Annotated in this window: 10 protein-coding genes; 5 read left to right on the forward strand and 5 right to left on the reverse strand. The window is 50.4% G+C overall.

The genetic code is table 11. From position 1 onward, the window contains the following. Positions 1–86 precede the first annotated feature (86 nt). The 3 genes from G451_RS0110410 to G451_RS0110420 all read left to right on the forward strand — a co-directional run bounded on the left by G451_RS0110410 (position 87) and on the right by G451_RS0110420 (position 2,685). A complete protein-coding gene (locus tag G451_RS0110410) occupies positions 87–1,241 on the forward strand; it encodes an iron-containing alcohol dehydrogenase (protein ID WP_027184202.1) in 1,155 nt (384 codons plus the stop codon). A gap of 161 nt (positions 1,242–1,402) precedes the next feature. After that, complete coding sequence (locus G451_RS28790; RefSeq protein WP_051261375.1) at positions 1,403–2,236, forward strand: hypothetical protein; 834 nt, start codon at positions 1,403–1,405, stop codon at positions 2,234–2,236. A 50-nt stretch (positions 2,237–2,286) separates the two neighbouring features. Next, positions 2,287–2,685 (forward strand): hypothetical protein, encoded by a 399-nt coding sequence (locus tag G451_RS0110420; protein ID WP_027184203.1) that lies wholly within the window; start codon positions 2,287–2,289, stop codon positions 2,683–2,685. A gap of 103 nt (positions 2,686–2,788) precedes the next feature. On the opposite strand, the gene acmB is transcribed toward G451_RS0110420, so the two are convergent. From acmB to glpA, 5 genes are all read right to left on the reverse strand, one after another. Further along, the gene (acmB, locus tag G451_RS0110425; RefSeq protein ID WP_027184204.1) at positions 2,789–3,979 is read right to left on the reverse strand and encodes a methyl acetate hydrolase AcmB; all 1,191 of its coding nucleotides are present in this window, start codon (positions 3,977–3,979) and stop codon (positions 2,789–2,791) included. A 173-nt stretch (positions 3,980–4,152) separates the two neighbouring features. Further along, complete coding sequence (locus tag G451_RS0110430) at positions 4,153–5,166, reverse strand: AraC family transcriptional regulator (protein WP_027184205.1); 1,014 nt, start codon at positions 5,164–5,166, stop codon at positions 4,153–4,155. A 474-nt stretch (positions 5,167–5,640) separates the two neighbouring features. Further along, positions 5,641–7,152, reverse strand: coding sequence for a glycerol kinase GlpK (gene glpK, locus G451_RS0110440; protein ID WP_027184207.1), 1,512 nt, complete (start codon positions 7,150–7,152; stop codon positions 5,641–5,643). A gap of 88 nt (positions 7,153–7,240) precedes the next feature. Beyond that, a complete protein-coding gene (gene glpB, locus G451_RS0110445; protein ID WP_027184208.1) occupies positions 7,241–8,512 on the reverse strand; it encodes a glycerol-3-phosphate dehydrogenase subunit GlpB in 1,272 nt (423 codons plus the stop codon). A gap of 138 nt (positions 8,513–8,650) precedes the next feature. Further along, positions 8,651–10,216: an anaerobic glycerol-3-phosphate dehydrogenase subunit GlpA gene (glpA, locus tag G451_RS0110450; protein WP_156921581.1), complete on the reverse strand. Its 1,566-nt coding sequence runs from the start codon at positions 10,214–10,216 to the stop codon at positions 8,651–8,653. A 303-nt stretch (positions 10,217–10,519) separates the two neighbouring features. On the opposite strand from glpA, the gene G451_RS0110460 reads away from it, so the two are divergent. Together G451_RS0110460 and G451_RS0110465 are read left to right on the forward strand one after the other, a co-directional pair. Next, positions 10,520–11,350, forward strand: a complete 831-nt coding sequence (locus G451_RS0110460; RefSeq protein WP_027184211.1) for a DeoR/GlpR family DNA-binding transcription regulator — start codon at positions 10,520–10,522, stop codon at positions 11,348–11,350. A gap of 140 nt (positions 11,351–11,490) precedes the next feature. Then, the gene (locus G451_RS0110465; protein WP_027184212.1) at positions 11,491–12,597 is read left to right on the forward strand and encodes an ABC transporter ATP-binding protein; all 1,107 of its coding nucleotides are present in this window, start codon (positions 11,491–11,493) and stop codon (positions 12,595–12,597) included. The last annotated feature ends 16 nt before the right edge of the window (positions 12,598–12,613 follow it).

A 12,613-nucleotide genomic window follows, 5' to 3' on the forward strand; every position in this document is an offset into this window, starting at 1 on the left:
TAGAACGGCGCAAAACCTTTATACTTCTCGCAAACATCATGTCGCATATTGCTTACGACACCAGCCCAATCCGGAGAAGAACGATTATGCACTTTCAGTTCTCGACAGCGTCACGTATTCAATTTGGTTGCGGCACGATCGCTAACCTGTGTACGGAAACAGCAGCCAGAGGGAAACGCATTCTTCTTGTAACGGGAAGTCGTCCTCAACGGCACAACGCCATTAAGGATGATTTGCTTGCTCACGGACTGGATATCCTTGTCGTGCCTATTGCCGGGGAGCCCGATACAGAAACCATTCTTGAAGCAAGCACCTGTGCGCGCCGAGACCAATGCGACGCCGTCGTCGCCATCGGCGGAGGCAGTGTTATCGATGCCGGGAAAGCGCTGTCAGCTCTTTTGACCAACCACCGCAACCTGTATGACTACCTTGAAGTGATCGGAAAAGGGATGCCGTTGGAGAATGCGCCGGCTCCCTGTATTGCTGTCCCGACAACGGCCGGAACGGGAGCCGAAGTGACAGCCAATGCGGTTTTGGCGTCCACGGAGCATGGGGTGAAGGTGAGTATGCGGCATAAAGCCATGATACCCGATCTGGCAATAGTTGATCCGGAACTCACCTTGGATATGCCACCGCATATTACGGCTTCAACAGGTATGGACGCTTTAACGCAGCTTCTCGAAGCTATGGTCTCGCGTTTTGCCAATCCGATGACAACAGCGTTGTGCCGCGAAGCATTGCCTCGAGCCGCCCGATCTTTGCCCATCGCGTTTGCCAACCCCGGAAATATCCAAGCCCGCGAAGATATGAGCCTCGCTGCGCTTTTTTCCGGTATTGCGCTGGCGAATGCGAAACTTGGTGCGGTCCACGGATTTGCCGCACCGATTGGAGGAGAGTTTCATGCTGCACACGGAGCAATTTGCGCGGCTCTGCTTCCGGCTGTCATGGAAACCAACCTTACGGCCTTAGAACAGCGTGACCCGCAAAACCCAGCATATGGAGCGTTCATCGAAGCTGCAATTCTTCTCTCCGGTAATCCCTCAGCCACTGTGTATGATAGCATTGGATTTATCCGGTCTCTTACGGAAAAACTGCATATTCACGGTCTCGCATCCATTGGCATAACAGATGAACATCACGAAACAATCGCCACGAAAGCAGCTCGTGCAAGTAGCATGAAAGGGAATCCGGTAGAACTCACACACGATGAATTACTCGCCATTCTTAAAAAATCGATGTAAAAAATCATAGTCTCCATTATTGATACAGTTCGAAATGCAAGAGATAGTTCAACTGTATCAATTTGGGGTATTGTGCACGACTTTCCATGTGCTCTATACTGTTTTTCCACAAACAACATCTCCATCAATTCTCGGTAAATATACTCCATGTTGGAGATGGTATGAACAGACTGCTGTATATCATACCAAGTGAGGTCGTCATGTACCGTATAAATATTTTCTTAGGAATTATTACAACATTTTTTATTGTACTCCTCGGAAGTTGTAGCAATCTCAGAGGCGCCAAATTGTATTCACCGGAACAATTTGGCTTGGTCAAGGTTGAAGACAATCTCTACGTCGAGAGAGGCGCCGATGAGGGAGCTATACATGCTCTTCAATCGGCCATGAAAATAGCCGAGACTGCTGTCAAGACGACATATGGCAGTGTGCAATCCCAGCCGGTAACGAATGCGTGTATTACCGAAGAATGCTATCATAAGTTTGGCGGCATGAGCTCAAAAGCAAAGGTCTATGGAGATCGTATTCTCCTCTCACCACGAGGACTCGACTGGCATTTTCTTGCTCATGAATGGTCGCACGATGAAATGCGTACACGACTTTCATTCATCGCATGGTGTCGATTACCACAATGGTTTGACGAAGGAGTTGCCGTTGCGGTGAGTCAGGCGCCAGAGCACTCGGAAGAGCATTGGGAGTATCTTGTCGCATCGGATATAAATCGCCCGACGCGAGAAGAATTGATCTCATATACATCGTTACGACAATGGCTCAGTGCAGCGAGACGTTTTGGCGCAACAACCAACGATGAACGAAAAGCGCGAGGAGAACTGGAAATCCACCCGTTATATTCTGCGGCTGGTCACGAAGTCCGCCCATGGCTCCAAGAAGTCGGAACGAGAGGTCTCCTGAAACTTATTGCCCAAATGAATGACGGGGAAAAATTTAATATGGTATATCCAGGAAACCACGCGCAACTGACAACCCAAGATTGAGGCAAGAAACAAATCACCAAACGCATTCTTCTTGAAGGGAGGACATCACGATGACTATCAACATTCGTTTATGGGGACCGTTATTGAGTTTCGTCTTCCTCTTCGCTGCTTGCACCAAGCACATCGACATCAGGCAAACAGCCGATACATCGAAAGATATTGCCATATCCAACGACACGTTTTCTCTCAATGGTACCGTCTACAAGCGGGGACAAGACGAATATCAAATCACGGCCACGATGAATGTGACGAACCCCGATGTAGGTCGAATCCATAGCATAAAAGTTGTCTTCCGCCTGTATAAGGATGGGAAAAAGGTCGATTCGTTCTCAGCGCAAGCAATCCGTGCTACGGGAGGCCGTGAGTACAATATCAACTCGTATTTTAAGACATCAGAATCATTCGACAACATAAGCTGCTACGTACAATACACGTATAGATATTCTTGAACCACATAATTCTAAGATTCGACATACGTATTTATGTTTTGTCCATAATGACAGGCCATCCGTGTTGCAACAGCATGCACACAGATGGCCTCAATACACCTGTTTAAGATTTCTCTTGCCAATTGTCGTATACAGCCGTTTCAAATCCCAAATACCCTTCGTATGAGGGAGGATCGGCAAATGGCAGGATTTGCGTCGCCCAAAATCCTCCAAGCCCGTTCAACCTGTCGATCCAATAATACAAATTCGCTAATCCGGCCCAGGCCAAACTTCCGGCTGGACGCCCTGTCGGGGCTGGCTCATCGTTAATCATGAACGTATATCCCCATGACTTGGGCATACCGGGAAACACTTCACAACTATTTGTCAACAAAGGATCAGCACTGATAAAGGGACGGACCTTTAATGTCCCAAGACCATTGAGACTCATCTTTTGCACCGTTTCCGCGGCCAGAACACGCCCATGTTCTCCTTTGCCGTCGTTGAGCAACATCCGTATGAAACGCATATAGTCCCCCACCGTTGAGTAGAGTCCATGGCCGCCCATATGGACTTCCGGATCATCCGGCAACGTCAAGTCCGGTAAAGGGGTCAGGATTCCTTCTGCGTCGCGTTGATGCAACACAGCACGGCGTTCTCGCATGGAGTCGCTCATCGTAAAGCCTGTATCTTGCATCCCCAACGGATCGAAGATGCCGAGTTGCATCAATTCTCCAAGCCGTTTCCCTGTAATGCATTCCGCGACCTGGCCTGCCCAGTCCATATTGACGCCATATTCCCAACGTTCACCAGGATCGAACAAAAGCGGCATTTGGATTGAGACTTTGCGACATAATATAATGCCAGGGATATCATCCTTCTGATACAATCGATGATAAGATTCACTAAAAAAATCGTACCCGAATCCAGCCGTGTGAAGCAGCAAATTGCGCGTCGTGACAGGTTGCTTAGGAGGTCGTAATCTGGGCTCCCCCAAGTCATCAAAACCATCGAGCACCATGACGTCACCGAGTTCCGGGCAGTACTCTTTCGCCGGGACATCAAGGTCAAGCATCCCCTGCTCGACAAGCTGCATGATAACGGTTCCAGTCAACGCCTTGGTGCAGGAAAAAATGCCGAAAACCGTGTCGACTGACATGGCTTCTTTCCCCCCGAGCATTCTTTTCCCATACGCACCTTCATACACTGTTTCAGATCGATTGGTGGCCATGGCAACAACCCCAGGAACACGAGTAGGGTCAGAGGTCGCACCAGCCAAAATCTCATCACACACAGCGGTCAGCTTCGGCTCCATACACTCCTCCTTCGAATAGGTTCACAAAGAGTGTATGCATACGGTGAACAGAGTACCGCCTTTGAACGGCACATCACGTCTTAAAACGGAATACGATGTAAAAACGTTTTCTCCACCATGAACTGCGTGCAATGCACGGAAAAAGCGCCAACAGTCATTCAGATATTGTTCAGTCAACGATAATGCGAGCGCTTGACTGTTTCAGATGGTAATTCGCCAAATCGATTTTTATACGCCTTGGCAAAAACACCAAAGTTACAGTACCCCCAATCACTGACGATGGTCGAAATAGTGTCATTCTCCGAAGATCTTCGAAGTGCCTTCCGAATGCCCTGCAACCGTTGCTCGCGCAAAAAGGTATAGGGCGTCATGCCGCGATACCGACGGAAAGCCCCTGACAACGCACGTATACTGACCCCCGATACGCGAGCCACTTCCGAAAGTGTTGGTGCCTGCTGCGCATGGGCTCGCATGTATTCTTCCGCACGGAGAATATATTTCGGAGCAACAGACCAATGCTCGGGAGACAAATCCAAGCCAGCTTGTTCCGTCCAGGAGACAAGAAGTTGTAAGCAAAGCGATTGCTCCACATGTGCTATGAGATGCGGTTGTTTCTTCGGAGGTGGATTTTCTGAAATCACCTGCATGAGGTACGCGAGAAAGGCCCACCAGGACGAATGGACGCCACCAAACTTCACCTTGCGCTTCCACAATGTGTCGTCAGGAATAAAACCAAGCCAATCCAAAGCGGTTGCTTCCATTTTAGCATGAGGAATCGTCAAATTGTATTGGAGATGTTGCGCATCTCCTTCCAACCAGTATTCTGTCCGGCTACAATCGGCGACAAAGCTTTCCCCGGAAACGGTGACCGCATGCTTCTTTCTCTCTACGCCGTGACGAAGCGTCCCCTGTAACGTGGTAAGCACCAAAATATTACCGGCTTCCGGAGAAAAATCACTTAATCGAATAGGCACGCCATAGCCGAACTTTGTCACAACAATGCTGCCAACTTTTGTTGAATACATCGTCGCGTTCGGGTGGCGATCTTTTTTCAGTGGACGGACCTGATAGGGCATATAGACAGAATCACAAAAACTTCGAATTTCATCCCAATCGCGCGAATGGGTTCGGTGCTTCTGCCGTAATGGGCGTCCGGAGGCATCGAGAAGAAGCGTTTGGCCAAGCATGAGCCGTTTTCCCTCCTTGGTATGGATACGAACGCCCACTCCACAAAGCCGACAAGAGATACAATTGTATCAATAACGGCCTTGATCGTTCCCTCTCATCTCTCATGAGACGATAGTATGATGGCAAAAACGGAACACCTATTTGCCTTGAGGGGTATACAAACAGGCACACACGCGTTGCTGAGGAGTCAACCATGGAAGGTAAAAGAAGGGGGGGGTCACGCGTCCACGTATTTCAACGATACTCAAAAGCAACGCAAGCGATTCCCAGGAACGGGCCGACAAAAATTTCCATTCCTCTTTCTTGCTCTGGCAGAAGCTGCAATCTTCGTCAAGGTTCTATAAAAAATCATGGTAAAACTCGCGTAACCATCCAGATAAAAAACACGGCGACGGAGTACAAAACGTACGCCGTCGCCGGAACAATATTGCATACCAATGCCAGACAACCGCTGGCACACGATACACTAAAATTTATTCGACCCAGTTCAATGTTCGTTCAACGGCTTTTTTCCAGCCGGCATATCCCTGTTCTCGTGCTTCAGCATCCATGGACGGTGTCCAGGTCTTATTAATCGACCAATTATTGCAGAGTGTCTCAAGGTCTTTCCAAAAACCGATAGCCAGGCCGGCCGCATAGGCCGCACCGAGACAAGTCGTTTCCGAAACCGTCGGGCGAATGACCGGCACGTCAAGAACATCAGACTGAAATTGCATGAGCAAATCATTGTGGACCATACCGCCGTCCACCTTCAAGGCCTTGAGATCCACGCCGGAATCTTTATTCATGGCTTCAACAATATCTTTCGTCTGATACGCATTCGCCTCAAGGACGGCACGCGCAATGTGATGTTTATTGGCATATCGCGTTAACCCGACCATAACCCCGCGGGCGTCGGAGCGCCAATATGGGGCGAACAACCCTTGAAATGCCGGCACGATATAAACGCCACCATTATCCTCAACGGCTTTGGCCAGGTTTTCCACTTCTGGTGCCGACTTAATGAGACCAAGATTGTCACGAAGCCACTGAACTAGAGCCCCGGCAATAGCAATGGAGCCCTCCAGGCAATACACCGGTTTGCATCCGCTCATCTGATAGGCCAAAGTCGTAATCAATCCATGATTCGAGGGAACCGGAGTCTCCCCGGTATTGAGCAAAAGAAAGCAACCCGTCCCGTAGGTGTTTTTGGCTTCACCAACAGAAAAACACGTTTGACCGACAAGTGCAGCTTGTTGGTCTCCCAAAGCGCCGCAGACCGGAACCCGTGCGCCAAGTGGCCCGGTTTCCTCGGTCGGTCCCCATGTCGCGGAATCGCTCGAGGGGACGATGCGCGGCAATCCCTGTTCAGGAATATTCAAAAGCGCCAGGATATCACGATCCCATTCCAGCGTTTTCAAGTCCATAAGCATGGTGCGGCTGGCATTGGTCACATCCGTGACATGGGCTCCCCCGCTCGGACCGCCGGTCAACCACCAGATAATCCAGGTTTCCATGGTGCCGATAAGCCCATTCCCTTGCTCTATGGCTTCCCGTGTGCCCGGAACATTGTCGAGAATCCACTTGATCTTGGGGCCGCTGAAATACGTTGCAATGGGCAGACCGGTTTTTTCACGGAATCGATCCTGTCCCCCATCAGCGATGAGGCTCTTGCAAATCTCATGGGTACGCGTGCATTGCCAGACAATGGCATTATAATACGGCTCACCCGTATATTTATCCCAAATGACCGTTGTTTCGCGCTGATTCGTAATCCCTATGGCGGCCAAGTCCGAGCCTTTGATACCCGCCTTGGCGAGTGCACCGGCAATGACATCCTGAGTGTTGCGCCATATTTCCATGGGGTCATGTTCAACCCAGCCCGGTTTGGGGAAAATTTGCCTGTGCTCTTTTTGATCCGAAGCCTTTATACGGCCGCGTTCATCGAAAATAATGAACCGACTGCTTGTCGTCCCTTGATCGACCGCCCCGACATATTTGCCCATGGCACCCTCCTCAATACGGTATAGGTCAACGATTTTTCAAGAATTACAGCTGTGCTCGGTTATTTCGAGGTGTTTCTTCAACCGAACGTTAGCGACTTCTCTCGGCGCGTAAACACTCCACCGCTTTCCACGCCGTTGCAATGGCGAACCCGGCGCCGGATTTATTCCGTGACCAATCATTTCCGGCAAGTATCGATCCTGCTGCATAAAGGTTTTGCAACATAGGTTGCCCGTTTTCATCGCACGGCCGAAACAGATTGTCTGTCGCAATACCGGCATAGTGTAATCCATGCCCGCCTGGATCAAAAAAGTCCGGCTTGAACCAGTCAGCACGAACTGCGGGTTGCACAACTGGAAGATCAAATACGGACTCACGGACCGTATGCCGATCGGCACGAATTCCTTTGCTGAAAAAACGGCCGGTTGCCAACAGTGTAGTGCGGGAACGAACCGTTTTGGGATACTTCTTGCCAATGCTGAATTCGATTTCCCCATTTTCGTCAACCCGAACGGACTCCACGGTCTTTTGTGGATACAGTTCGATCCCCATGGTTGGCATATGGCGCTCGAATATCCCCCGAATACGTGCGCCACTGATCGCCGGTGGCATGACAGGAATTTCAAAAACCGGTCGACCAAGCAGTTCCTCAAGGTGAGCAATGGCTGCCGGTGGGTCTGTATACCCCAAAACAGCCGGAAATCCTATATATTCAACATCGTGTACGTGCTCGCGCACCATGTCGGCCAAGGCTTCTCGCTTGTTCGGAAAATCGAGGTTCCGCGCAATGGCCTCCGGGTAAAACTCCCCTTCCGGTTTGGGAAATCGGACACGAAGTGACCGTAGCCCGGGCCAATCCGCTTTTCTCGTCTCGACAATTTGATTGGCACTGAATCCTTTAAGTCCGGCAAAATCGACAAACAAGGTCGGTGCTGTTGCCGCCAATGCGGCGACGCATGAAGCGCTCATCATCGGGACACTGTATGTGCGTCGAATCGATCCAGCAAACGTCACCATGCGTTGGTTACGGCCAAATGAATGAACGTACGGCAAACCGATCGAACCGAGAAAACCGGTAAATTCCGTCAAGGCCGTCTCAATCTCTTCTTGTGCCATGCGGCCAAAAGGATGTTCCGGGTTGCTTTTCACAACCTGAGTAATCGCTTCGTAGGGATCATCGAACCGTTTTCCATCGACAACAGCCATAAGATCGATACAGCCCGTTGAAAAATCAATCGCGCCGGCTCCGCCACACAGGGCAACTTTTAAACCGGCTTTTTGGGCAAACAACGCCGCGGCCAGACCGGCATAGCCCGACCCCAAAATCATAACATCATAAACGGGGGAGCGTGTCTCGTCCATGCTTCATCCTTTCCTGCTTGCTGAAAAAACGCCAATCACACCGAGAGAAAATGATGACCTCGAATTCCTGTGTACGCTTTGCATACACCGCGTGATTTGAATCAAAGTCGAAAACCGGAACAAACGACGTTTTGACGATTATGACGCGGATTCATCCTCAAGTTCGAGATCAAGCATGCCGCAATATAACGCGTCCTGCAGCTCAGCTTGACGCAAGGATGCTCCCCATAAAACAGGGGCAAAACCTCGCCAACGACGTTCAACAAATCGTCGCAATTCATGAAGTCCATGATGATCGGTCACCCGGCCGGAATCATAGAGATGACCTGTTATGCGCAACCCGCACAACCCGCCTTGACACGGCCCCTTGCCAACGCGTGAACGCTGCCCCACTGCCTTGAGGAGGCTCCGTCCTCGCATCTCCCCCATATTGTCGACAATGGAGGCAATCACCCCAGCAGAGACCATTTCACATTCACACAAAATGAGGTCAGTGGAGCTTTTCTTGTCCACCCACGTCCGCGGTGCCCTGCCCGGTTCGGTCCACATTGCCTTTTCCGATGCAGGTAGTGGTTCTGTTTGAGTCGAGCACGGTGTACTCACCCCAAGTTTGGCACAGACAAGATCACACGTCTTTTCCGCCATGAGGCGATATGTAGTGAGCTTGCCCCCAGTAATCGTGACAAAATTTTCGACTCCATCGTGCGCATGGTCGATCAGTGCAAAACCACGACTAACACTCCGGTCGTCTCCGGCATTTCCCGATTTGACCAATGGACGAACCCCGGAATAAGCGCGGATATATCGAGTAGTTTCCAACAATGGGACCATGGCCTTGGCATCATCAATAATTGCATCGGCTTCAGCAATACTGGGCCGACAAAGGTCCGGATGATCTATACGCACGGACGTCGTGCCAAGAATGGAGACGGCGCCTCCAGGGACAAGGATATCGGAATCCGAAGCGGGACGAAGACGGTTGATGACGCGAGTTGCCAACCGGTCTTGCGTGACGAGCAGTTCCCCCATTGAGTATAAAATCTCAATCTGCGCCCCAGCCATTGCTGCGACCAATCCAGCCCACGCTCCCGACGCATTCACGACAAGTTCGGGCTCAATAATGATTTCGCGTTCGGATGTGTCATCACAACACCTCACCCGTTTGATACACCCGTTTTCGATATCGAAGCCGGTGACGCGGGTATTCCGTCGAACACGTGCACCGAGCTCCATGGCGTGGGCCATATTATCCAAAGATAACATGAACGGATCAATGGAAGCGTCTTGAACACGATATGCTGCAACAAGCGATTCGGCGAGGACGGGTTCGAGTTCCCGTGCTTCCTGAGGATCGAGCGCCTTGCATCCGATACCGCTTCGATCACAAAGCCCGGGAAAATCGGCAATATAGCCTTCATCATCTCCGGGAACGGCAACAAATAATCCACCACAGTCGTCAATGCACTGTGGTGCGACGCGCCGTAAAATATCTCCTTCATCACGGCACTCGACTGCTGCTTCCATATCCGAAGCAACATAGCGCGCTCCGCTATGCAGTAAACCGTGATTCCCCCCGGAAGCTCCGGAATTGATGTCGCGTTTTTCAATAAGCAAACAGGGGACACCGCGTAACGCGAGATCACGGGCGATGCCGGTACCGGTGGATCCTCCACCGATGACAAGAACTGGAATTGTTTCAATCATGTGTCGCCTTCCTTGCTGGCAGCACCGAGAGAGAAATATGATCGACTTCTATGTGCGAAACCGAACCCTCGGAAAGCAAAACGAAAAAAAATTGGAGGAAATGGACGGCAACGCGTTGCGTTATCAACGGAACGAAATACAATTGTGCAAAAGACAATGGCATGATACCGTCCATTCTCGAGTATTTTCGCCTTGGTCGTTGCGTTTCACCTAGCACGACGCGGTTTTGTTCGCCAAGTTTTTTTTCAGTAAAAAACGAAAACATACATTTTATTTTCATATACGAAAAAATGGAGCCTCCCCATGTCCGACTCCCCAACCCTCTCTCCGGCTGGACACGTCCGTGACGACTCAGCCAAACACGCTGCCGTCAGACAACGTCATGAACAAATGGTGCACCTTGTCCAAGAGATGGGATTCGCCACAATTGGAGCGTTGGCAGAGCATTTCGACGTAACCCCTCAAACCGTTCGGCGAGACATCAATACCCTGAGTGATCTCGGATTGTTACAGCGATATCATGGTGGAGCCGGGCCATCCGTCAGCACGGAAAATGTGGACTACTCAAGCCGCCAAGTCATTTGTCGTGCGGAAAAACGTCGCATCGGAGAATTGTGCGCTGAACACATCCCCAACCGCTCTTCGCTCTTCATCAATATCGGTACAACCACAGAGGAAGTGGCCAAAGCACTTGCCCGCCACAGCAAGCTTCGGGTGATCACAAACAACCTCAATGTAGCGGGAATTCTCAGCGATAACGAAAATATCGAAATCATCGTTGCGGGCGGTGTCATCCGCCATCGCGACAGAGGAATCGTTGGAGAATCGGCCGTAGACTTCATCAAACAATTCAAAGTGGATTACGGTATCATCGGGATAAGCGGCGTCGACATGGACGGCACCATGCTCGACTTCGATTACCGTGAAGTGCGCGCCGCGAAAGCCATTATGGAAAATTCTCGAAAGACTTTTCTCGTGACCGACCACACCAAATTCGGACGTAACGCCATGGTTCGGCTTGGCAGCATCCGTGAAGTACATGCTGTTTTTACAGACAAAATTCCACCGCAAAGTGTGCTGGACGAGATGGACCGCGGCGACACCAAGTTATTTGTTGCCAATATGGTAAGCTAATTTTTTTTCGTTTTGTTTTCGTTTTCGCGCTTATTTTCGGTTGAGAACATGTTTCAGACATGTTACCTAGTCACAATAGTGACGAAAACACACTGTCTGGCAACTTTATTCGCCGGCAGCATGCCGTAAAAGAGGTCTCGATGGGGCTCAAACTTGTTGGCGTCAACAAAACCGTGGCTGGAGAGGTTCACCTTGATGATGTGAACATCGACTTACAATCCGGGCAACGGTATGTCATTCTCGGACGTACTCTTGCCGGTAAAACATCGCTTCTGCGCATCTTAGCAGGACTCGACAAGCCTACATCAGGACGTATTTACGTCGATGACAACGACGTGACCGGAGTATCAGTACGTAAACGCGACGTTGCCATGGTCTATCAGCAGTTTATCAACTATCCTTCACTCACCATTTACAATAACATTGCCTCGCCTTTGCGAAATACCAAAATGGGCAAAGACGAGATTGATAAGCGTGTACGGCACATTGCGTCCATGCTGCACATTGATAATCTTCTTGATCGACTCCCCGAGGAACTCAGCGGAGGCCAGCAACAGCGTACAGCTATTGCCCGTGCTCTTGCGAAAGACACCCAGCTTCTGCTCATGGACGAACCACTGGTCAACCTTGACTACAAGCTCCGTGAAGAACTCCGCGACGAACTGCTCAAGATTTTCGAACATCGCAACAGCATCGTCGTCTATACCACCACAGAACCTTCCGAAGCCATGATGCTCGGTGGGAATATTATAGTCATGCACGAAGGCCGCGTCCTTCAACATGGCCCTACAGCGCAAGTATACCATAATCCGGCCAATACCAACGTTGCCGAGGTGTTCAGCGACCCACCCATCAACTCGATTCGCGCTGAAGTCAAAGATGGAAAGGCGCATCTGCGCATCGGGATTGATTTCCCATTATCCGGTCATCTCGCCAACCTTGCACCGGGTATTTATCAATTCGGTATCCGCCCACACCATTTTCATCTGACTCCCAAAAAAGACAACGTTATCGCCATTCAATCGACCGTGGAATTGGCGGAAATCAATGGGTCGGAAACATATCTGCATTTTCATTATCGCAACCGCTCCCTCGTTCTTCAGGAAGAAGGAATCCACAGCAGAAAAGGTGGCGATCCCGTTACCGTCTATGTTTGCCCGTGTGATTTTTATGTATTTGACGAAGCTGGTGAGCTGGTCACCTCGCCTGACCGGTTTCGTTCCATCAACCAGGCAGTCGGCGCCTGATAGGCAACGAGGTTTT

The organism is Desulfovibrio inopinatus DSM 10711, from assembly GCF_000429305.1.
Lineage (GTDB): Bacteria > Desulfobacterota > Desulfovibrionia > Desulfovibrionales > Desulfovibrionaceae > Alteridesulfovibrio > Alteridesulfovibrio inopinatus.

Coding starts and splice junctions, on each gene's coding strand:
- G451_RS0110410 (WP_027184202.1), top strand. CDS start 87: ATGCACTTTCAGTTCTCGACAGCGTCACGTATTCAATTTGGTTGCGGC.
- G451_RS28790 (WP_051261375.1), top strand. CDS start 1,403: ATGAACAGACTGCTGTATATCATACCAAGTGAGGTCGTCATGTACCGT.
- G451_RS0110420 (WP_027184203.1), top strand. CDS start 2,287: ATGACTATCAACATTCGTTTATGGGGACCGTTATTGAGTTTCGTCTTC.
- acmB (WP_027184204.1), bottom strand. CDS start 3,979: ATGGAGCCGAAGCTGACCGCTGTGTGTGATGAGATTTTGGCTGGTGCG.
- G451_RS0110430 (WP_027184205.1), bottom strand. CDS start 5,166: ATGCTTGGCCAAACGCTTCTTCTCGATGCCTCCGGACGCCCATTACGG.
- glpK (WP_027184207.1), bottom strand. CDS start 7,152: ATGGGCAAATATGTCGGGGCGGTCGATCAAGGGACGACAAGCAGTCGG.
- glpB (WP_027184208.1), bottom strand. CDS start 8,512: ATGGACGAGACACGCTCCCCCGTTTATGATGTTATGATTTTGGGGTCG.
- glpA (WP_156921581.1), bottom strand. CDS start 10,216: ATGATTGAAACAATTCCAGTTCTTGTCATCGGTGGAGGATCCACCGGT.
- G451_RS0110460 (WP_027184211.1), top strand. CDS start 10,520: ATGTCCGACTCCCCAACCCTCTCTCCGGCTGGACACGTCCGTGACGAC.
- G451_RS0110465 (WP_027184212.1), top strand. CDS start 11,491: ATGGGGCTCAAACTTGTTGGCGTCAACAAAACCGTGGCTGGAGAGGTT.